Origin of the sequence: Nioella sp. (assembly GCF_964229645.1) — a bacterium.
Classification (GTDB): Bacteria; Pseudomonadota; Alphaproteobacteria; order Rhodobacterales; family Rhodobacteraceae; genus Nioella.
In genome coordinates this window covers 1-20,054 of record NZ_CAXREX010000286.1, presented here as the reverse complement: position 1 = coordinate 20,054, position 20,054 = coordinate 1, and the positions used below count along the sequence as shown (strand labels likewise).

General features: G+C 65.5%; 24 protein-coding genes and 1 pseudogene. 13 read left to right on the top strand and 12 right to left on the bottom strand.

Annotated features, from left to right (window positions below):
* Positions 1 to 159: 159 nt before the first annotated feature.
* Positions 160 to 393, bottom strand: coding sequence for a DUF1150 family protein (locus ACEQXV_RS18310; RefSeq protein ID WP_370251346.1), 234 nt, complete (start codon positions 391 to 393; stop codon positions 160 to 162).
* Complete coding sequence (locus ACEQXV_RS18305) at positions 386 to 814, bottom strand: Hsp20 family protein (protein ID WP_370251347.1); 429 nt, start codon at positions 812 to 814, stop codon at positions 386 to 388. Before ACEQXV_RS18305 ends, ACEQXV_RS18310 begins: the two co-directional genes overlap by 8 nt.
* Positions 815 to 991: 177 nt before the next feature.
* On the opposite strand from ACEQXV_RS18305, the gene ACEQXV_RS18300 reads away from it, so the two are divergent.
* From ACEQXV_RS18300 to ACEQXV_RS18290, 3 genes are read left to right on the top strand one after another with little or no spacing between them, the layout of a single operon-like run.
* A complete protein-coding gene (locus tag ACEQXV_RS18300; protein WP_370251348.1) occupies positions 992 to 1,210 on the top strand; it encodes a YdcH family protein in 219 nt (72 codons plus the stop codon).
* 54 nt (positions 1,211 to 1,264) lie between these two features.
* Positions 1,265 to 1,753 carry a 5-(carboxyamino)imidazole ribonucleotide mutase gene (purE, locus tag ACEQXV_RS18295; RefSeq protein ID WP_370270370.1) on the top strand — a complete coding sequence of 163 codons (489 nt, stop codon included), beginning with the start codon at positions 1,265 to 1,267 and terminating at the stop codon, positions 1,751 to 1,753.
* A complete protein-coding gene (locus ACEQXV_RS18290) occupies positions 1,746 to 2,819 on the top strand; it encodes a 5-(carboxyamino)imidazole ribonucleotide synthase (RefSeq protein WP_370270369.1) in 1,074 nt (357 codons plus the stop codon). The genes purE and ACEQXV_RS18290 overlap by 8 nt, the downstream gene beginning before the upstream one ends.
* Before the next feature lie 177 nt (positions 2,820 to 2,996).
* Here the strand turns inward: ACEQXV_RS18290 and ACEQXV_RS18285 are convergent, their stop codons facing one another.
* A complete protein-coding gene (locus tag ACEQXV_RS18285; RefSeq protein ID WP_370251351.1) occupies positions 2,997 to 3,725 on the bottom strand; it encodes an esterase/lipase family protein in 729 nt (242 codons plus the stop codon).
* 76 nt (positions 3,726 to 3,801) lie between these two features.
* On the opposite strand from ACEQXV_RS18285, the gene ACEQXV_RS18280 reads away from it, so the two are divergent.
* Complete coding sequence (locus ACEQXV_RS18280) at positions 3,802 to 4,242, top strand: NUDIX domain-containing protein (protein ID WP_370251352.1); 441 nt, start codon at positions 3,802 to 3,804, stop codon at positions 4,240 to 4,242.
* On the opposite strand, the gene ACEQXV_RS18275 is transcribed toward ACEQXV_RS18280, so the two are convergent.
* The 4 genes from ACEQXV_RS18275 to groES all read right to left on the bottom strand — a co-directional run bounded on the left by ACEQXV_RS18275 (position 4,212) and on the right by groES (position 8,517).
* Positions 4,212 to 5,081: a DMT family transporter gene (locus tag ACEQXV_RS18275; protein WP_370270367.1), complete on the bottom strand. Its 870-nt coding sequence runs from the start codon at positions 5,079 to 5,081 to the stop codon at positions 4,212 to 4,214. The two genes, ACEQXV_RS18280 and ACEQXV_RS18275, sit on opposite strands and share 31 nt — an antisense overlap.
* 97 nt (positions 5,082 to 5,178) lie before the next feature.
* Entirely contained in the window at positions 5,179 to 6,315 is a 1,137-nt protein-coding gene (locus ACEQXV_RS18270) for an alpha-D-ribose 1-methylphosphonate 5-triphosphate diphosphatase (RefSeq protein ID WP_370270366.1), read from the bottom strand.
* Positions 6,316 to 6,529: 214 nt separating this feature from the next.
* Entirely contained in the window at positions 6,530 to 8,179 is a 1,650-nt protein-coding gene (gene groL / locus ACEQXV_RS18265; protein WP_370270364.1) for a chaperonin GroEL, read from the bottom strand.
* A gap of 50 nt (positions 8,180 to 8,229) precedes the next feature.
* Positions 8,230 to 8,517, bottom strand: coding sequence for a co-chaperone GroES (gene groES / locus ACEQXV_RS18260; RefSeq protein ID WP_370251356.1), 288 nt, complete (start codon positions 8,515 to 8,517; stop codon positions 8,230 to 8,232).
* Positions 8,518 to 8,757: 240 nt separating this feature from the next.
* Here groES and ACEQXV_RS18255 point away from each other — a divergent pair, with 240 nt between their 5' ends.
* The 8 genes from ACEQXV_RS18255 (at position 8,758) to ACEQXV_RS18220 (ending at position 15,915) form a co-directional block, all read left to right on the top strand.
* Positions 8,758 to 10,233 carry a diguanylate cyclase gene (locus ACEQXV_RS18255; protein WP_370251357.1) on the top strand — a complete coding sequence of 492 codons (1,476 nt, stop codon included), beginning with the start codon at positions 8,758 to 8,760 and terminating at the stop codon, positions 10,231 to 10,233.
* Between the two features lie 81 nt (positions 10,234 to 10,314).
* A complete protein-coding gene (locus ACEQXV_RS18250; protein WP_370270363.1) occupies positions 10,315 to 11,238 on the top strand; it encodes a manganese-dependent inorganic pyrophosphatase in 924 nt (307 codons plus the stop codon).
* 103 nt (positions 11,239 to 11,341) lie between these two features.
* Entirely contained in the window at positions 11,342 to 11,860 is a 519-nt protein-coding gene (locus ACEQXV_RS18245; protein ID WP_370252491.1) for a hypothetical protein, read from the top strand.
* A gap of 65 nt (positions 11,861 to 11,925) precedes the next feature.
* The gene (locus ACEQXV_RS18240) at positions 11,926 to 12,798 is read left to right on the top strand and encodes a TIGR01459 family HAD-type hydrolase (RefSeq protein ID WP_370270362.1); all 873 of its coding nucleotides are present in this window, start codon (positions 11,926 to 11,928) and stop codon (positions 12,796 to 12,798) included.
* Between the two features lie 119 nt (positions 12,799 to 12,917).
* Positions 12,918 to 13,361: a MaoC family dehydratase gene (locus ACEQXV_RS18235; protein WP_370270371.1), complete on the top strand. Its 444-nt coding sequence runs from the start codon at positions 12,918 to 12,920 to the stop codon at positions 13,359 to 13,361.
* A gap of 120 nt (positions 13,362 to 13,481) precedes the next feature.
* Positions 13,482 to 14,411 (top strand): bifunctional riboflavin kinase/FAD synthetase, encoded by a 930-nt coding sequence (locus tag ACEQXV_RS18230; protein ID WP_370270361.1) that lies wholly within the window; start codon positions 13,482 to 13,484, stop codon positions 14,409 to 14,411.
* The gene (locus tag ACEQXV_RS18225) at positions 14,408 to 14,866 is read left to right on the top strand and encodes a YcgN family cysteine cluster protein (protein WP_370255190.1); all 459 of its coding nucleotides are present in this window, start codon (positions 14,408 to 14,410) and stop codon (positions 14,864 to 14,866) included. The genes ACEQXV_RS18230 and ACEQXV_RS18225 overlap by 4 nt, the downstream gene beginning before the upstream one ends.
* Positions 14,863 to 15,915 (top strand): low specificity L-threonine aldolase, encoded by a 1,053-nt coding sequence (locus tag ACEQXV_RS18220; protein ID WP_370255187.1) that lies wholly within the window; start codon positions 14,863 to 14,865, stop codon positions 15,913 to 15,915. The genes ACEQXV_RS18225 and ACEQXV_RS18220 overlap by 4 nt, the downstream gene beginning before the upstream one ends.
* A 76-nt stretch (positions 15,916 to 15,991) precedes the next feature.
* On the opposite strand, the gene ACEQXV_RS18215 is transcribed toward ACEQXV_RS18220, so the two are convergent.
* Positions 15,992 to 16,768 (bottom strand): alpha/beta fold hydrolase, encoded by a 777-nt coding sequence (locus ACEQXV_RS18215; RefSeq protein ID WP_370270359.1) that lies wholly within the window; start codon positions 16,766 to 16,768, stop codon positions 15,992 to 15,994.
* Positions 16,765 to 17,364, bottom strand: coding sequence for a 2-hydroxychromene-2-carboxylate isomerase (locus tag ACEQXV_RS18210; protein WP_370270358.1), 600 nt, complete (start codon positions 17,362 to 17,364; stop codon positions 16,765 to 16,767). The genes ACEQXV_RS18215 and ACEQXV_RS18210 overlap by 4 nt, the downstream gene beginning before the upstream one ends.
* 90 nt (positions 17,365 to 17,454) lie before the next feature.
* On the opposite strand from ACEQXV_RS18210, the gene ACEQXV_RS18205 reads away from it, so the two are divergent.
* Complete coding sequence (locus tag ACEQXV_RS18205; protein ID WP_370255181.1) at positions 17,455 to 18,471, top strand: ribose-phosphate pyrophosphokinase; 1,017 nt, start codon at positions 17,455 to 17,457, stop codon at positions 18,469 to 18,471.
* Between the two features lie 84 nt (positions 18,472 to 18,555).
* Here the strand turns inward: ACEQXV_RS18205 and ACEQXV_RS18200 are convergent, their stop codons facing one another.
* The 3 genes and pseudogenes from ACEQXV_RS18200 to ACEQXV_RS18190 form a co-directional block, all read right to left on the bottom strand.
* The gene (locus tag ACEQXV_RS18200; protein ID WP_370255179.1) at positions 18,556 to 18,906 is read right to left on the bottom strand and encodes an H-type lectin domain-containing protein; all 351 of its coding nucleotides are present in this window, start codon (positions 18,904 to 18,906) and stop codon (positions 18,556 to 18,558) included.
* A 143-nt stretch (positions 18,907 to 19,049) separates the two neighbouring features.
* The gene (locus ACEQXV_RS18195; protein ID WP_370255178.1) at positions 19,050 to 19,445 is read right to left on the bottom strand and encodes a F0F1 ATP synthase subunit epsilon; all 396 of its coding nucleotides are present in this window, start codon (positions 19,443 to 19,445) and stop codon (positions 19,050 to 19,052) included.
* A 12-nt stretch (positions 19,446 to 19,457) separates the two neighbouring features.
* Positions 19,458 to 20,054, bottom strand: a pseudogene (locus ACEQXV_RS18190) (F0F1 ATP synthase subunit beta); the annotation flags it as partial.

Sequence of the window (20,054 nt, the reverse complement as noted above, 5' to 3'; positions counted from 1 at the left end):
TTCGGCAGCATCGAAGATGCCGGGCTGGCGGCCTTCCTGCGGCTGACCATCCCGCTCTGAGACGACGCTCTTTCCTCGACTGTACCCCGGGGGAAGACAGGGCAATGGGCGCTCCGACCGGGGCGCCCATCGTCATTCAAGGGGGGAGCGTTCGCGGGCTCAGTGCACGCTGACGGGGGTCATGTCATTCTGACGCGCCACGACGAAGGCCAGCTTGCGGTCACGCACCAGCGCGAGTTGCTCTCCGTCCTCGTTCCCGATCAGGTACAACGCCTCGAGCCCCGCGTCGCTGGCTTCGGCCCGGACCTCCTCGGGCAGGTCTTCGACGCGCACCTTCCGGACATAGACGATCGGCCGCTTGCCCGGCGCCATCTTGTCACTGGGTTCATGCATCGCTGCGGCCTCCGGCCTTGATCTTGATGGTCTGCACAACGTTCTCGGGCACCGAGCGCTTGAGATCCACGTGCAAAAGCCCGTGTTCCATCGCCGCCCCCGTCACCTCGACCCCGTCGGCCAGCACGAAGCTGCGCTGGAACTGGCGCGCGGCAATGCCCCGATGCAGGAAGACGCGGCCATCGCTGTCATCGGCCTGGCGGCCCCGGATCACCAGCTGGCGGTCTTCCAGCGTGATCGACAGGTCATCCTCGGCAAAACCGGCCACGGCCAGCGTGATGCGGAAGGCGTTTTCGCCCTTCGCCTCGATATTGTAAGGGGGGTATCCGTCATTGCCGGATTTCGCCGTGCGTTCCACGAGGCGTTCCAGCTGGTCGAACCCGAGCAGGAACGGGTGCGAGCCAAGGGTCAGTTTCGTCATCGGGCACATCCTTCGAACAAGCGATCTGCGGGAAAGGGCCCCTGTTCGGCGACCCTCGACAACAATATGGGGGCGCTCCGCCCCCCTTGCAAGGCGCGCAACGCTTTGCCCGCGCGGGATAATCCGGTATCTTTGGGGCCCTGCCGCATGGCGACTCACCCACAGGTTCCCGACCCCATGAACGCCCCCAACGAGATGACCCACGAAGATGTGCTGCGCGTCAAGCTGGGGGTCCTGATGCGCGAGCACCGCGATCTGGACGAGGCGATTGGCGCGCTGGAGGAACGTCCCCTGCCCGATCAGCTCACGCTCAGACGGCTGAAGAAGCGCAAGCTGATGCTGAAAGACCAGATTCAGCGCATCGAGGACGAACTGACCCCGGACATCATTGCGTAACCTCGCGCCATGGCTATAGTGCGCGCTTCCTGAGGGACAGCAAGGATTTACACCATGGCAGGGGTCGAGGTCGGGATCATCATGGGCAGCCAGTCGGACTGGCCCACGATGAAAGAAGCAGCCGAAGTTCTGGACGAACTGGGCGTGCCCTTTGAGGCGCGCATCGTGTCGGCGCATCGCACCCCGGACCGGCTGTGGTCCTATGGCAAGGAGGCCGTGGGCCGCGGGCTGAAGGTGATCATCGCAGGCGCGGGTGGCGCGGCGCATCTGCCCGGCATGATGGCCTCGAAAACCCGCGTGCCGGTGATCGGCGTGCCGGTCCAGACCAAGGCGCTCTCGGGCGTCGACAGCCTTTATTCCATCCTCCAGATGCCGCGCGGCTATCCCGTTGCCACCATGGCGATCGGCGCGGCTGGCGCGAAGAACGCAGGTCTCATGGCGGCTGGCATCCTCGCGCTTGGCGACCCGGCCCTGGCCGAACGGCTCGACGCCTGGCGCGCGGCTCTCTCGGCCTCCATCCCAGAGGTGCCCGTCGATGAGTGACATGCTGCCCACGGGGTCTACCATCGGCATCCTGGGCGGCGGCCAGCTTGGGCGCATGCTCTCGGTCGCGGCCTCCCGCCTTGGCTACAAAACCCATATCTTTGAGCCCGGCGCGGCGCCCGCAGGCGATGTCGCGGCGAAGGTCACACAAGGATCCTACGACGATCTCGACGCGCTGGCAGCTTTCGCGGCTTCCGTCGATCTCATCACCTACGAGTTTGAAAACATCCCCGCCGATGCGCTGGATGTGCTCTCGGACACCACGCCCCTCTACCCTTCGCGCCGCGCGCTGGAGGTGAGCCAGGACCGCCTGACCGAGAAAACCTTCCTGACCGGGATCGGCCTGACGACCGCCCCCTTCGCGCCCGTGGACAGCGCCGAGGACCTGGCGAAGGCGATCGCCCAGATCGGCACGCCCGCGATCCTGAAAACCCGTCGCTTCGGCTATGACGGCAAGGGTCAGGCGCGGATCATGACGCCCGGCGATGCCGATCAGGCCCTGGCCGACATGGCCGGTGCCCCCGCCATTCTCGAAGGCTTCATCGACTTCAGCCGCGAGATCTCGGTCATCGCCGCGCGCGGCCGCGACGGGGCGATTGCCTGTTACGACCCGGGCGAGAACGTGCATGAGAACGGCATCCTCGCCACCACCACGGTGCCTGCCGCGATCCCTGCGGGTATGCGCAGCGACGCGGTTCTGCTGGCGGCCCGCATCCTCAACGCGCTCGACTACGTGGGCGTCATGGGGGTGGAGCTTTTCGTGACGCCACAGGGGCTGGTGGTCAACGAGATCGCGCCCCGTGTGCACAATTCGGGCCACTGGACGCAGGCAGGCTGCGCCGTCGACCAGTTCGAGCAGCATATCCGCGCCGTGACCGGCTGGCCGCTCGGCGACGGCAAACGCCATGCCAATGTGGTGATGGAAAACCTGATCGGGGCAGAGGTGGACAAGGCCCCGACCCTGGCGGGTGAACCGGGCGTCCAGGTCCATCTCTACGGCAAGGCCGATACCCGCCCGGGCCGCAAGATGGGGCACGTCAACCGCGTCACAGGCCCCGCGTCCTGACCGCGACTCTGACCCTTCATCGTTCCTGAAATATCCCCGCCGGAGGCTCCCGCCCCCGGCCACGGGCACCGACATCCGCGGCCCCTGCCCCGCCGGCTCACGGCTTCGCGTGGCAACTGCGGGCCGAGGAGTGCCCCCGCGCAAGCGGGGGTCGACGAGGCGCGCGCACGGGTCCCGTCAGGGAAGCAGGTTCTCCACCGCGCCACGCAGATCGAGCGTATGGTCGAAGGCGCCGCTTTCGAGGAAGGTCAGGGTCTGGGCGACCACGAGCGGGTTGTTCATCATGAAAGTGTGGCTGACCCGGAGGGCGATGAAATCGGCCATGCCCTCGACCATGGTCTCCTCGACAGACACCTTGCCATCGTCCGGCCCCTCGATCATCGCCGAGGTCACCGGGTTGATCGAGCCATAGCCCGCGATCACGCCCAGCTCGAAATCGACCGGAGGCAGGGCCAGGGGCACGCTGCCCGCCTCGGTGCCCAGTTCCTGGCCCGCGGGCCCGTTCACCCATTCGAAGGGGGCCAGATCGGCGAAGTAGTCCACCAGTTCCGCCCCCTGGTTGGGCGGGGCCAGCATCACCACGCGGCCAAGCGTGGGCAGCTCATGCTCCGACAGCCAGTGGCGCAGCAGGATCCCGCCCATGGAATGGGTCACCATATGGACCGTGCCGGGGGCGCAACTGGCCAGCGCGGGTTCGATCGCGCCTTCCGACAGAGCCTCGATCGAGGCCTCGGTCGAGGGGTAGCCGAGATTCACCACCTGGTAGCCCTCGGCCTCCAGCACTTCTTCCATCACCCAGAGCGAGGTCGCACTGCGTGCAAGCCCGTGCAGCAGCACCACGCACTCGGCCCGCGCGGGCAGCGGGGCGGTCATCATCAGGGCAAGGGCTGCGAAGATCGGTTTCATGGCCTATACTTAGGACATCCAGCCGCCATCCCAACCCCCCTTGCGGCCCGGCGCGATCCCGGGCAGCATCGCGCCCATGCCCACCCCCCGCCTGGCCGTGCGCGGCCTTCTTCTGCTCGATGACCGCCTGTTGCTGGTCAATGCCTGGCCCAAGCACCGGGGCGGGCTCTGGTGCGCGCCGGGGGGCGGCGTGGAACGGGGCAGTTCGCTGCCCGACAATCTCAAGCGCGAGTTTCACGAGGAAACCGGCCTGACGGTCGAGGTGGGCGCCCCCTGCCTTGTCAACGAGTTCCACGATCCGGGCGGCACCTTCCACCAGGTTGACGTCTATTTCCACTGCACCCTGATCGCCGGGCAGATCGACAACAGCTGGCGCGACCCCGAACGGGTGGTCTGCGAACGCAGGCTCTTTGCCCGCGACGAACTGGCCCGGATCAAGGTCAAACCCGACAGCCTGGCCGACGCGGCCTGGGGCGAGGGCATTCTTTACGACCCGTTGGAGCCGATCCTGCGCTGAGGCGCCAGCAGCCCGAAGGCAATGCCCCCCAGAACGATTGCTGCCGCCAGCACAAGCTGAAGCGAAAGCCCCTCTTGCAGGAACACGACCCCTCCCAGGATCGCGATGACCGGGGCGGACAGCTGCACCAGCCCCGCCACCGTCGCCTTGAGCCGCGGCAGAAGCGCGTACCAGAGCGCATAGCCCAGCCCCGAGGTTACCGCCCCCGAAAGCACGGCCAGCCAGATACCGGTGCCGGTCAGTGGCGGCGGTTCCATCTGAACGGGCAGGAACATGGGGATCACGAGACAGATGGGAGCAGCCAGAACGAAATTCGCCGCCGTTGCCGCCAACGGATCGTCTGCGTGACGCCCGGCCAGCGAATAGATGCCCCAGCCAAGCCCTGCGAGGGCCATGAACACGCTGCCCAGAAGTGGCACGGATAGCGCGCCCGAAGGCCAGACCAGCCAGCCAAGCCCCGCCATGGCCATCACGGCCCCGGCCCATCGTGCTGGCGGCACCGTCTCGCCCGACAGGACGCCGCCCGCGAACATGGTGATCTGCACCGATCCGAACAGGATCAGCGCCCCAAGCCCCGCATCGAGCCGCAGGTAGGCGATGGAAAAGCCCAGCAGGTAGAGGCAGAGCGACAGCGCCCCCACGATCCGGCGGGGCCGGAAAAGCGGCAGGCCCCGGCGTTGGACCAGGACCAGCAGCACCAGCATCGCCGCGCCGGACAGAACCCGGATAACGACGAAACCGAACGCGTCGATGTGATCACCTGCCAACGCCATGCGATTGAGGATGGAATTGGCCGCGAAGGCCAGCATGGTCACGGCTGTCAGAAGGGCAAGGCGCATGGGGCGGGTCCGGTTGTGCGAGGGGGCCAGAACACATCAGGACGGCGCCCTGCGCAAGCGAAAGCGCGGGGGCTTGCCTGCTGCGCGCAGCTCCGCTCTAGAGGAAACGCGCGGCCAGGGGTCCCGACAGATGGGCCACCTGCCCGCCCGCGAAGGTAGCCGCGATCCGGCGGGTGGCGTCCTCGACGATGACGAGGTCGGCGCGCGCGCCTGTCTCCAGCCTGCCCCGGTCGTTCCATCCCATGATCCCGGCCGGTCGCGCCGAGACCAGCGCCCAGGCGTCGGCCAGCCCCATGACACCCCGGTCAGCCAGCGCGAAGGCCGCCTGTCGCGGGGCCGGGTAGTGGTAGTCGGAAACAAGCGCGTCGCAGTGACCGGCGCGGATCACCTCCTCGGCGGCGACCTTCTTGTCATGCGAGCCGCCCCGCACCACGTTGGGGGCCCCCATCACGACCGGATCGCCATGGGCATGGGCATGGGCGGCGGCGGCCAGCGTTTCGGGAAACTCGGCCAGCCGGGCGCCGATGGCTCGGGCGCGGGCGCGGTCTTCGGGCGTGCTGTCGTCATGGCTGCCGATCAGCACACCGCGTGCGGACAGGGCGGCGGCCAGCCGCGCCAGGGCCGCGGGCACCTTCGGGCCATTGGCGTGGAGCGCCTTCAGAAGCGCGTGATGCGCCTCGGGGCTGCGGCCGCTCTTGATCGCCTGGCCGGTCCGGCGCGGCGGGGTGCGCCCCTCGGCCAGGTGCTTGTGCGGCAGATGATCGTTGAAGGTCACGAAGCCGATCCCGGCGCTATCGACCAGGGCGAGCGCCCGGTCATAGGCATCGAGCAGGTTCACCTCCAGCCTCAGTTGCAGGCGCAGGTCCGTCAGCGTGTCGGCCTGCCCGGCCGCATGGGCCACGCGCTCGGCGAAATCGGGGCTGCGCATGCCGCCTTCCCAGCTGAAGAACTGCGCCAGAACGGCGGTGGTGATGCCATTGGCGGCCAGTTCCCCGTCGAGCGCCTGCAATCCGTCGCGCAAATCGGTGACCGCGCCGCGACGCGGGGCCAGGTGACGCTCGAACCCATCCCCGTGCAGGTCGATGATCCCCGGCAGCACGCTATAGCCCGTGAGGTCAACCTGCCGGGCGCCGGTGTCGGCAATACGCCCCTCGTGGATCGCAAGCGGCGCGCCGGAAAACCCGTCAGGCCGCAGGACATTGGCATTGAGAAACGAGAGGCTGGGCAGGGTCATGGGGTTTGACTGCACGATAATGCCCCCCGGTAAAAGGGGGAAAAGGGTGGGGATCGCTCGGCCAGGTCAGAGCGGCTGCTCGGCAGTGGCCACTTAGCCCTTGAAGGAAACGGGATGATGACAGACGGCAGGCGTGCATCACCGCCCGCCCCTGAAAAGGAAAGGGGCCCGCCAGTGGCGAGCCCCGTCCCGGTCATCCAAAGGGATCGGCTGATTACATCATGCCGCCCATGCCGCCCATGCCGCCCATGTCGGGCATGCCGCCGCCGGCTCCGCCGTCTTTGGACGGCTTGTCGGCCACCATTGCTTCGGTGGTGATGAGCAGGCCGGCGATGGACGCGGCGTCCTGCAGTGCGGTGCGCACCACTTTGGCCGGGTCGATCACGCCGAACTTGAACATGTCGCCATATTCTTCGGTCTGAGCATTGAAGCCGAAGGACTTGTCCCCGCTTTCGCGGATCTTGCCAGCCACGACAGCGCCGTCGACGCCAGCGTTTTCGGCAATCTGGCGCAGCGGCGCTTCGAGAGCGCGGCGCACGATGGCGATGCCGGCGTTCTGGTCGGAGTTGCCGCCTTCCAGACCTTCCAGCGACTTGGCACCCTGAACCAGAGCAACCCCACCGCCCACGACGATGCCTTCCTGAACGGCCGCGCGGGTCGCGTTCAGCGCGTCATCGACGCGGTCCTTGCGCTCTTTCACTTCCACTTCGGTCATGCCGCCGACGCGGATGACGGCAACGCCGCCCGCCAGCTTGGCCACACGTTCCTGAAGCTTTTCGCGGTCGTAGTCAGAGGTGGTTTCCTCGATCTGCTGACGGATCTGGGCCACGCGGGCTTCGATTTCCGCCTTCTCGCCATGGCCGTCCACGATAGTGGTTTCGTCCTTGGTGATCTGGACCTTCTTGGCGGTGCCGAGCATGTCCATGGTCACGGATTCAAGCTTCATGCCCAGATCTTCCGAGATCACCTGGCCGCCGGTCAGGATCGCGATGTCCTGCAGCATGGCCTTGCGGCGGTCACCGAAGCCCGGTGCCTTGACGGCGGCAATCTTCAGGCCACCGCGCAGCTTGTTGACCACGAGGGTGGCCAGCGCTTCGCCTTCCACGTCTTCCGCGATGATCAGCAGCGGCTTTTGCGACTGGATCACGGACTCGAGCAGCGGAACCATCGGCTGCAGCGAAGACAGTTTCTTCTCGTGCAGCAGGATCATGCAGTCGTCGAGCTCTGCAATCATCTTGTCGGGGTTGGTCACGAAGTAGGGCGACAGGTAGCCGCGGTCGAACTGCATGCCTTCCACGACTTCGGTCTCGGTTTCGAGGCCCTTGTTTTCTTCGACGGTGATGACGCCGTCATTGCCCACTTTCTGCATCGCATCGGCAATCTGGCGGCCGATTTCGGCTTCGCCGTTGGCCGAGATGGTGCCGACCTGAGCGACTTCAGCAGAGTCGTTCACGGGGCGGGCCGAGGCCTTAATGGACTCGATCACGTTGGACACGGCCAGGTCGATGCCGCGCTTGAGGTCCATCGGGTTCAGGCCAGCAGCAACCTGCTTCATGCCTTCCTTGACGATGGCCTGGGCCAGCACGGTCGCGGTGGTGGTGCCATCACCGGCTTCGTCGTTGGTGCGGGAAGCGACTTCCTTCACCATCTGTGCGCCCATGTTCTCGAACTTGTCTTCCAGCTCGATTTCCTTCGCCACGGACACGCCGTCCTTGGTGATGCGCGGTGCGCCGAAGGATTTGTCGATCACGACGTTGCGGCCCTTGGGGCCGAGGGTCACCTTCACCGCGTCGGCGAGGATGTTGACGCCTTTGAGCATGCGGTTGCGGGCATCGGTGTTGAACTTGACGTCCTTAGCAGCCATCGGTGGCTCCTTCCTTGGAATGTCTTGGTTTCAGTTGAAAGAGGGACGGCTCAGGCGATGATGCCGAGGATGTCCGACTCTTTCATGATCAGCAGCTCTTCGCCTTCGACCGTCACTTCGGTGCCCGACCACTTGCCGAACAGAACACGGTCACCGGCCTTCACGGCCATTGCGATCAGCTCGCCCGAGTCCTTGCGCGTGCCTTCGCCGCAGGCGACGACTTCGCCTTCAGAGGGCTTTTCCTTGGCGCTGTCGGGGATGATCAGACCGCCCTTGGTCTTCTCGTCGCTTTCGATGCGGCGCACCAGCACGCGGTCATGCAGCGGTTTGAATGCCATCTCTCGAACACTCCTTAGGTTCGTATGTTTCTCCCTGTTAGCACTCTCCTTTGCAGAGTGCTAACGCAGCGTAGATAGAGAGCGCTCCGGGGCGAGTCAACAAACCGGGGGCAAAAAAATCGCGCGCCCGGCAGATCGCGGCAGAGGACGCTGGAAACCGTCGCCCTGTCAGGACTTTCTTCACTTTCCGCGCCTAGGCTTACTGGCAGCCAAGACCAGACAGAGAAGCGACCGCAGCCCGTGGCCAAGACCTCCGCCCCCGCCCCGCCCGACCGGTCAGAGGATGACCGGCTCTATGCCGCGCTGACCCTGCGCCACATCCTCGACGCGGTTCTGGTCACCAACCTGGCCAATGATATTGTCTGGGTAAATACAGGGTTCGAGCGCATGTTCGGGCACCGGCTGGAAAACATCCGGGGCCTGCCAGCACGCGGATTGCTCGACGGCCCCGAAACCTCGCCGGAAGCGCGCGACCGGGTTCTTCGCGCGATCGAGGGACGCGAGACGCTGACCGTCGACATCCTGCACTATACCGCCACCGGCGAGGGGATCTGGATCGACAAGACGCTGACACCCATCTTCGACGAGCACGGCAACCACACCCATCACATGTCGATCAACCGCGACATCTCCAAGCGGCGCGCGATGGAGGAAAAGACGCGCGAGGTGATGGCCAACGAAGAACAGCGCCAGCACGAACGCAAGCTGCTAAGCCAGGTCAGCGAATGGCTCTACTCGGCCAAGTCGCTGGAAGAACTGCTGATGGTGGTGCGCAAGTCCATGCACACGCTGATCCCTGAAAGCGAGGGGCAGCTCTACATCTATTCCAACTCGCGCGACACGCTGGACCTCGAAACCGCCTGGGGCGACCACCAGCCCCATCAGCATATAGATGCCGAGGATTGCTGGGCGCTGCGCCGGGGCCGGGCCTATTCCTACGGCACCCGCGCGATCGAATTTCCCTGCTCCCATGTCGAGGGCGAGGATACGCCCTATTTCTGCCTGCCGATCATTGCCCATGGCGAAACCATCGGCCTTCTGCACGTGGCCTTCTCGGCCTTCGACCGATCGCTCATGTCCCGCGAGATGATCGAAACCTTCCTGCGCCAGAGATGGGACCTTGGCTTGCTTTGCGCCGAACAGATCAGCCTTGCGGTGGCGAATGTGCAGCTCAGGCAGGAACTCATGGACCAGTCCGTGCGCGACCCGCTGACCAGCCTGTGGAATCGCCGCTGGTTCCTTGATGCCGCGCACAAGGAAATCGCCCGCGCCGAGCGGCAGGGAACGGCCCTGTCGCTGGTGTCGCTCGACGTGGATCACTTCAAGAAATTCAACGATCATCACGGTCATGACGCGGGCGATATCGTGCTGCGCGAGGTGGGCGCCCTGATGCGCGAGGTCTTCACGCCGCCGCTGGCCCCCTGCCGTCTTGGCGGCGAGGAATTCGTGGCCCTGTTGCCCGGTCTCGACCATGACGCCGCACTGGAAATAGCCGAGCGGTTCCGCCACGCGCTCAGCGAGCTTGACCTGGCTTATGGCGATGGGAAGTTGCCGCGCATCACCGCCTCTGCCGGGGTGACCAGCTTCCCCCAATGCGGCGGGCACGTGACCGACATGCTCAAACACGCCGACCTGGCCCTCTACCGCGCCAAGGACCAGGGCCGGAACCGCGTGGTCTCGGCCCTTGAGCCGGAGGGGCGGATCGCCGCGCAGTAGCGGCGAGATGGCCCCTTAACAACGCCTGTCCCCCTGCCTATAAGGCCCGCAAAATCGCATCAAACCAGATAGGCATTCGACATGACCACGCTTGTTTTCGGCCACAAGTCGCCCGACACCGACTCCACCGGCTCGCCCATCATCTGGGCCTGGTACCTGAACGAGGTGAAGGGCCAGACCGCCGAGGCCGTCCTGCTGGGCGAACCCAACACCGAGGCCGCCTTCGTGCTGCAAAAATGGGACCTGCCCAAGCCGCGCATCATCGACACCGTGGACGCCGGCGCGCCGGTCGTGATCGTCGACACCCACAACCCCGCCGAACGGCCCGACGCCATCAACGACGCCGATATCCCGGCGATCATCGACCACCACAAGCTGGTCGGCGGCATCGAGACCAAGGGCCCGATCGACATCACCATCCGCCCCGTGGCCTGCACCGCCACCATCATGCATGACCTGATGGGCGAAGATGCCGCCAAGATGCCGGAAGCGATCAAGGGCGCGATGCTCTCCTGTATCCTCTCCGACACGCTGGAATTCCGCAGCCCCACCACCACCGAGCGCGACCGCGAAGTGGTCGAGGCGCTGGCCGCTGACCTGGGCATCGACACCGGCGCTTATGCAGCCGAGATGTTCGCCGCCAAGTCCGACGTGTCGGCCTTCTCAGATGCGGAATTGCTGCGCATGGATTCGAAGGCATATGAGGTCGCGGGCACCAAGTTCCGCGTCTCGGTTCTCGAAACCACCTCGCCCGCCACGGTGCTGAACCGCAAGGACAGCCTGGTCGCTACCATGCCGCAGGTGGCCGAGGAAGACGGCGTCGACCAGGTGCTTCTGTTCGTGGTCGACATCCTGAACGAGGAATCCACCCTGCTGGTGCCCAACGACCTGGTGAAAACCGTGGCCGAGAAGAGCTTCGCCACCGTCGTGGGCGATGCCGATACCGTGGTGCTGCCCGGCGTTGTCAGCCGCAAGAAGCAGATCATTCCGAACCTGGCGCTCTGATCGCCGGATCGGCCAGTTTCGGCTGACGCGAGGGGCGGCCCGGTGCCGCCCCTTGTCGTGTCCGCCCCGCTTAGGGATGCTGGCGGCAACCAGGATCGCCCCCATGCTTCGCCTTCTCCTTCCCCTGCTTTCGTGTCTGCCGCTTGCCGCCAGCGCCGATGGCTACAGCTCTGCCCCCGGCGACCGGGTCACGCTCGGCCACGAGGGGCTGAGCCTCTCTGCCCCGGACGCCAGCGCCGGGGCGGCCCTGCCCTTCGGCAGCCCGTTTCACGCCAGCATGGCGGCGCTGACGACCGTGCTGGGGCATGAATTCTCGGTCTACCTGCCCGAAGAATGCCCCGCCGGCCCCGTGGTGGTCGCCAGCTTCCCCCGCACGCTCGACCTTATCTACCAGGAAGACCGGCTTGTGGGCTGGATGCTGCGGCCAGGCTCGGACCTGACAACCCAGGCAGGCGTGGGCATTGGCAGCCCGGTCGAGGCGCTTGGCGGGCTCGTGGGGCTTGAGGTCTTCGATTCCTCCCTCGGCTGGGAATTCCGGGCCGGCGGCCTGTCCGGCCTGCTCTCGGACGCGGCGGGCAGCGTGGACCATCTGTGGTCCGGGACCGTCTGCATTTTCCGCTGACCCCTTTCCTCTCGGCCCTGCGCGGCCTAATCAGGGCGCACCAGACCTGAAAGGCCCGCGCCCCCATGACCCAGATCATTCGCTCCCTGTCCGAGATTTCAGACCGCTACGACGTGCTCTACTGCGATCTCTGGGGCTGCCTGCATGATGGCTACACGCCCTTTGGCGAGGCGGTCGAGGCGCTGAGGGCCTTCAAGGCAAAGGGCGGCTTCGTGCTGCTGCTCACCAATTCGCCCCGCCCGCGCGCCAGCGTGGAACGTCAGCTGGAACGGATCGGCGTGCCCCGCGACTGCTGGGACACGATCGCCAGTTCCGGCGACAGCGCCCGCGCCGCCATGCTCAGGGGCATCGTCGGGCGCAAGGTCTGGTTCATCGGCCAACCCCATGACCAGGGCTTCTTCGCGCCGATGGAGGTGCTGGAGAACGCGGTCGAGATCGAACAGGTGCCGCTGGAAGAGGCCGAGGGCATCGTCTGCACCGGCCCCGTGGACCCTTCCGCCGACCCAGCCGAGATGCGTCCGCAATTCCTGTCCGCCAAGGTGCGGGGTCTGAAACTGCTCTGCGCCAACCCCGATATCGTGGTCGATCGGGGCGAGACGCGGGAATGGTGCGCCGGGGCGCTGGCGCAGCTATATAACGACATGGGTGGCGAAAGCCTGTATTTCGGCAAGCCCCACGCGCCGATCTACGAGCTGGCCCGGATGCGGCTGGCGCAGGCGGGTATCGACTGCCCGTCCGAAAGGATCCTGGCCGTGGGCGACGGGCTGAAGACGGATATCCTGGGTGCCCAGGGCGAGCCGATCGACTCGCTCTTCATTACCGGGGGCCTCTCGCGGGCCGAAACCGGCACGACCGACCAGCCCGACCCCGCCAAGCTGGCCCGCACCTTGGAACAAGCGCAGGTCGAGGCCACCTGGTCCATCGGCTTCTTGCGGTAATCGCAAAGCAACATAGTTGCGACATTTAGGGTGTATCACGGAATTTTCTTACTTCTGCATTGCAGCATTTCCGGATTTCAGCTATGAGATCGGGCAAGATGACTCGTGAGGTGCCCGATATGCTCGACAACTTCCCCCGTGGAACGATCTGCATCGAAGACATTGAAATCGGCATGAGCCGCCACCTGATGAAACAGGTCACGGATCGCGACATCGAGCTCTTCGCGGAAGTCTCCACGGACCGGAACCCGGTCCACCTCGACGACGACTACGCCCAGGACACGATCTTCGAAGGCCGCATCGCCCACGGCATGCTGACCGCGGGCCTGATTTCGGCGGTGATCGGAGAACAGCTGCCCGGGCACGGCACGGTCTACCTTGGGCAGACGCTGAAATTCCTTGCGCCTGTGCGGCCTGGCGACTGGGTCCGCGCCGAGGTCGAGGTGATGGACATGGACATCGCCAAGCGCCGCGTCACGCTGAAGACTCAATGCACGATCGAGGGCAAGCCGGTTCTGCGGGGTGAGGCCATCGTTCTGGCGCCCTCGCGAAAGTTCGACTGACCCTTTCTTCCTGGTCCAATCAATCACCGATCCAACGCCGATGTGACGGATGCTGCGTCGCGCGGGGTCCACGCGCGCCTGCCGCTTGCTCTCCTTCATCGGGGCGGCTAAGCCGAGAGCATGAGAATTCTGCGCGACTACCAATTTGCCCGTCCGGAACATCGCGGCGCTTCGGCTGCGATCGGCAATTTCGACGGCGTCCACCTGGGCCATCAGCACGTGATCGACCGGGCACGCGTCGATGGCTTGCCGCTTGGCATTCTTACCTTCGAGCCGCATCCGCGCCAGTTCTTCGCCCCCGACGCCCCGCCCTTCCGGCTGATGAATGCCGAGGCGCGCGCGCACCGGTTGCAGAAGCTCGGGGTCGATGTCCTTTATGAGCTCAGCTTCAACGCGGCGCTGTCGGGCCTGTCGGCCGAGGATTTCGCCCATGACGTGCTGGCCGAGGGACTGGGTCTCAAGCGCGTCATCGTCGGGGCCGAGTTCTGTTTCGGCAAGGGTCGTGCGGGCACGGTCGAGATGCTGGCCGAGTTCGGTAGCCGCTTTGGCTTCGAGGTCGATGTGGTACCCATCCTGCACGGGGAACTTGGCGCCATCAGCTCGACCAATATCCGCAACGCCCTGTCCGATGGCCGCCCGCGCGATGCGGCGGCGATGCTGGGCCACTGGCACCGGATCGAAGGGCCCGTGGTGCATGGCGAAAAGCGCGGCCGCCAACTGGGCTATCCCACGGCCAACATGAATCTCGACGGTCTGCACCTGCCACGCCTCGGGGTCTATGCCGTGCTGGTCGACGTGCTGGACGGGCCCAATGCCGGCCATTACCACGGCGTCGCCTCGCTCGGCATTCGGCCCATGTTCAATGGCGAGGTGCCCAACCTCGAAACCTTCCTGTTCGACTTCAAGGGCGATCTCTATGGCAGCGACCTGTCGGTCGCCCTGGTCGATTACCTGCGCCCGGAAATGACCTTTGACGGTCTCGACGCGCTCATCACCCAGATGAATGCCGACAGCGACAAGGCCCGCGCGATCCTGAAGGCCCTTGCATGAGCCGGGCAAGGTTGCGCCCCGAATTCTGGACCCTCCCGCTCAACCGGCTGACGCCGGCGGAATGGGAGGCGCTCTGCGACGGCTGCGGCAAGTGCTGCCTGAACAAGCTGGAAGACGCCGACACGGGCGAGGTCGCCCTGACGCGGCTCGCCTGCCGGCTTCTCGACGACGAAAGCTGCCGCTGCGGTCAATACGACATTCGAAAGACGCTGGTGCCCGAATGCATCCAGCTGACGCCTGCCACCATGGGCGACGTGGCCTATTTCATGCCCGCAACCTGCGCCTACCGCCTCCGGCACGAGGGCAAGCCCCTTTACCACTGGCACCCGCTGGTGTCTGGTGACCCCGAAACGGTCCACTCCGCCGGGGTCTCGGTGCGCGGCATCACCGTGCCCGAGTTCGAGGTGCCCGAGGAGGACTGGGAAGACTACATCATCGAGGAGCCCGGCACATGATCTTTGCCTCCGACAATACTGGCCCCGCCGCACCCGAAATCATGGACGCGGTGATGCGGGCGAATGCGGGCTATGCCATGCCCTATGGCAATGACGAGATCATGCCCGAGGTGACCCGGAAGATCCGCGCCCTCTTCGAAGCGCCAGAGGCCAGCGTGCACCTGGTGGCCACGGGCACCGCGGCCAATGCGCTGTCGCTGGCGACGCTGGCCAACCCCTGGGACGGGGTCTTTGTGCACCGCATCGCCCATGCCGAAGAGGATGAATGCGGCGCGCCCGAGTTCTACACCAACGGCGCCAAGCTGGTGCTGGTCGATGGGCCCGACGGCAAGATGGACCCGGCGCGGCTTGACGCGGCGATCCGCGCCACGGGCGACAAGGGCGTGCACGGCGTGCAGCGCGGCCCGGTTTCGATCACCAATATCACCGAGATCGGCACCGCCTATTCGCTCGATGAAATCCGGGCCGTGACCGATGTGGCCAAATCCTACGGGCTGAAAGTGCATCTCGATGGCGCGCGCTTTGCCAATGCCTGCGTGGCACTGGGCTGCACGCCCGCCGAGATGACCTGGAAAGCGGGCGTCGATGCGGTCAGTTTCGGCGGCACCAAGAACGGCTGCATGGGCGTCGAGGCGGTGGTCTTCTTCGACCCCGCGCAGGCCTGGGAACTGGAACTGCGCCGCAAGCGTGGCGCGCATCTCTTTTCCAAGCACCGGTTCCTGTCGGCCCAGATGGACGCCTACGTGACCGACGGGCTGTGGCTAAGGCTCGCCGGGCAGGCCAATGCCGCCGCCGCTGCCCTGGCCGAGGGAATTCGCGCGCTGCCTGGCGCGCGGTTGGAGGCAGAGCCCGCTGGCAACATGATCTTCGCCCATATCCCGCGCGGCGCGCACAAGCGCGCGATGGACGCCGGGGCGAAATACTACCTCTTCCCCTTCAACGCCTCGCTCGAAGGACCCGAGGACGAGCCGATCCGCTGCCGCTTCGTCTGCGACTGGTCCTGCGACAGCGCGACCGTGCAGCGTCTGCTGGGTCTCTTCCGGGGGTAGCGCCTGCGTCGACGCGGGCAGGAAACGCGGTTTCGCAGCTGCGGGCGGGCGCGCCTGATCGCCGCCCCTTCACCGCCTAGTCAGACCGATCGAGCAAGCCCCGGATGCCCGCAGCCACGGGGGCGGGATGGGTGATCGGGGCCATGTGGCCGGCACCCGGCACGCGCAGGCGCGTGGTCTGGGCAATCTCCGCCTCCATGCGGTCCAATATGGCCGCCGTAATGGGCAGGCAGTCTTCGCCCTCCACCAGCAGCGTCGGGGCCGTCACCTGCCCCAGTCGCGGCACCAGCCCCGCGCTGTCATGAAACAGCGCGGCGTCGGAGGCCTTGATGAAGTGGATGCGGTCGATCATGTAGCGCTGCTGCCCGGCGGGCATGTCATCGAGGCCCCCCCCTGCCCCCCACAGACCCAGGAATTCGCGCGTGGCCTCTGGCCGGTTATCGGTGGCCATAAGGCGATCATAGCCCGAGATCAGCTCTCGGTAGGGGCCGAATTCCCCGCTGCCCCTGGCGGCCGCGAACAGGACCGGCTCGATCAGGGTAAGGCTGCGGATGCGATCCGGCATCTCCTGCGCCAGGCGCAGTGCCAGCGTGGCGCCGAAACTGTGGCCCACGGCGTCAAAGCATCCTTCGGGCAGATGCGGAAGGATCGCCTCGTAGCACTGGTCATGCAGGTCCCGGGACAGGTCGATGTCAGCGGCCTTGCCATGCCCCGGGATATCAGGCGCGATCGCATGAATCCCGGGTCCGAGCGCGCGCACCACACCCTCCCACGCGCCGGAATGGGCCAGTGAGCAATGCAGGAACAGCGCGTTGCGGGGCCCCTCGCCCCAGTGGCGGGCGAAGCCGCTCACAATTTGCCCGCGAGATGCAGATCGAGGTCGTCGAGGCGGTCATGACCCCAGAAGGTCTCGGCGCCATCGACGATGTAGAAAGGGGAACCGAAGACATTGGCCGAAACCGCGTCTTCGAGGTTGCGGGCATATTCCTCGGCGGCTGTCAGCATGCCCTTGTCGGCAAGATCGGGATCAAAGCCGTTTGCTTCCAGCACCGCGCGGATCACGTCGCTTTCAGCGATGTTCTTTTCCTCGGCCCAAACCGCGGACAAGAGCCCATGAACCAGCCCGCCCAGGTTGCCGCCGCCTGCCTTCTGGGCGGTGATGATCGCGTAAGAGGACGGCGCGGGGTTGGTGGGAAAGAACATCGGGCGCTCGGTGATGGGCAGGCCCGTTTTCTTCGACCCACGGCGCAGCTCCTGCAAACGGTAGGCCAGCCGCGCGGGGTGGCGATCCGGCAGCGCGACACCGCCCGTCCGGGCAAAAAGCGTCATGATATCCATCGGCTTATAGGTCACGCGCGCCCCGTGGCGGGCGGCATTCTCCTCCAGCCGTGTGCCGGCCAGGTAGGTGAAGGGGGACAGTGTGGAGAAATAGTAGTCAATGTCAGCCATGTCGCGTTTCCTTTGGTCTTTCGCGATTGGTAGCTGGATGCTAGGGGGTGTCAACGCCCTGTTACAAACGCGACTCGAGGGACAGCTGCCATGCCCGCCACCGACCCCAAGCTGATTTCCGGCAATGCCAACCGCCCGCTGGCCGAAGCCATCGCCCGCCGCATGACCCTGCATCGCGGGATCAATGTCGGTCTGGTCGATGCCCGTGTCGAACGATTCAACGATGCCGAGATTTTCGTCGAGGTTTACGAGAACGTCCGCGGCGAGGACATGTTCATCATCCAGTCGACCTCGAACCCGGCCAATGACAACCTGATGGAACTGCTGATCATGGCCGATGCGCTGCGCCGCTCTTCGGCCAGCCGGATCACGGCGGTGATCCCCTATTTCGGCTATGCCCGCCAGGACCGCCGCACCAAGGCCCGCACGCCCATCACCGCCAAGCTGGTGGCCAACATGCTGGTGGGGGCCGGGATCGAGCGGATCCTGACGCTTGACCTGCACGCCACCCAGATCCAGGGCTTCTTCGACATCCCCGTCGACAACCTCTATGCCGCGCCGATCTTTGCGCTCGACATCATGCACCATTTCAAGGGGCAGATGGAGGACATCATGGTGATCTCGCCCGACGTGGGGGGCGTGGCCCGCGCCCGCGAACTGGCCAAGCGGATCAACGCGCCGCTCTCGATCGTGGACAAGCGCCGCGAGAAACCGGGTGAAGTGGCCGAGATGACGGTGATCGGCAATGTCGAAGGCAAGAAGTGCATCATCGTCGATGACATCTGCGACACGGCCGGAACGCTTTGCAAGGCGGCCGAGGTGCTGATGGAGCACGGGGCGAAGGAAGTGCATTCCTACATCACCCATGGCGTGCTGTCCGGCCCCGCGATCGAGCGCGTGACCGCCTCCGTCATGAAGTCGCTGGTGGTGACGGATTCGATCCAGCCGACCGAGGCAACCATGGCAGCCCCCAATATCCGCATCGTGCCGACCGCGCCCATGTTTGCCCAGGCGATCCTGAACACCTGGTCAGGCACATCGGTGTCGTCGCTCTTCCAGGACGAAACGCTGGCCCCGATCTACGAAGGCATGTATTCGCGCGGCTGAGGCCGGGGCGGGCTATGGAGAGCCCGCCAAAGCGCCTGCGTCGACGCAGGCGCCAAGGCCCCGCACGGGGCCTTTTTGCTGCGCTCAGTAGAGATCCCAGTCGTCTTCGTAAGGCAGTTCGCCAATCGCCATCCAGTCGGCCCGGATACGGGCAATCTTGGTATCCTCCCAGGTGGTGAACACCAGCTCGAACCCGTCGCGCCGGATATTGGCGGCACGGATGTCGGCGCGCTGGTTGGTCTTCGACGAGAGGTCCCACATGGTGATTGCAACCTGCACCGATGGCGGGGTCTTGAAGGGCTGCGCGAAGCGCACCGGATGCCAGACTTCGCGTTGGCCCGTGCCGGTCCACATCTCGCCACCGGTATCATAGTCCTCGAACAGCATCTCGCTGCCCTGGTCTATCCCCACGAGGTTGTTGCGGATCTTTTTCATCTGTTCGAATGCTCTTGGCGTGAAACGGTCTTGGGCAAGAATTGCGACATCATTAAGAAAACTATCGTGCATTCTGGGTAACGCAAAACGCCCCGCGGCGGCAACCACGGGGCGTTTCGAAGATCACCAGGCGGGGCCTGGTGTTACTCCATGTTTTCCATCAGCTGGACGAGGTCGGCGACGAATTTCTCGGCACCGTCCTTCTGGTCCGCCTCGGCCGAGGCCGCCTTGGCGCGGGCCTCTTCGAGGATGTCGGTCAGGTCGTCCTTGCGCACCTCGTCGCCCGCATGGGCGCGCTCGGCGATCACGGAAACGGAACTTGCAGTGACCTCGACGAAACCCGACGTCACGACATAGTCCTTTTCGCCATCGGCCGACTGCACCCGGACGACGCCCGGACGCAGGGTGGTGATGACGGGGCTGTGCCCCGGCATCGCCGTCAGGTCGCCGTCAGCGCCCGGGATCTGGACCGAGGACGCTTCGAAAGAGGCCAGCCTCTTTTCCGGCGACACCAGGTCGAACTGCATCATATCGGCCATCAGAGACCCTCCTTAGGCTGCTTCTGCGGCCAGGCGCTCGGCTTTGGCGATCACTTCGTCGATGCCGCCGACCATGTAGAAGGCCGCTTCGGGCAGGTGGTCGTATTCGCCGGCAACCACGGCCTTGAAGGACGAGATCGTGTCTTCCAGCGGAACCTGAACACCGTCGGAGCCGGTGAAGACCTTTGCCACGTCGAAGGGCTGCGAGAGGAAACGCTGGATCTTCCGGGCGCGGGCCACGGTCAGCTTGTCCTCTTCCGACAGTTCGTCCATGCCGAGGATGGCGATGATGTCTTGCAGCGACTTGTAACGCTGGAGGATACCCTGAACGTCGCGGGCCACCTGGTAGTGCTCTTCACCGACAACCTGCGGATCGAGGATCCGGCTGGAGCTGTCGAGCGGGTCCACGGCGGGGTAGATGCCGAGTTCCGAGATCGCACGCGACAGAACGGTGGTTGCGTCGAGGTGGGCGAAGGTCGTGGCCGGGGCCGGGTCGGTAAGGTCGTCCGCGGGAACGTAGACGGCCTGGATCGAGGTGATCGAGCCTGCCTTGGTCGAGGTAATGCGTTCCTGCATCGCGCCCATGTCGGTGGCTAGCGTCGGCTGGTA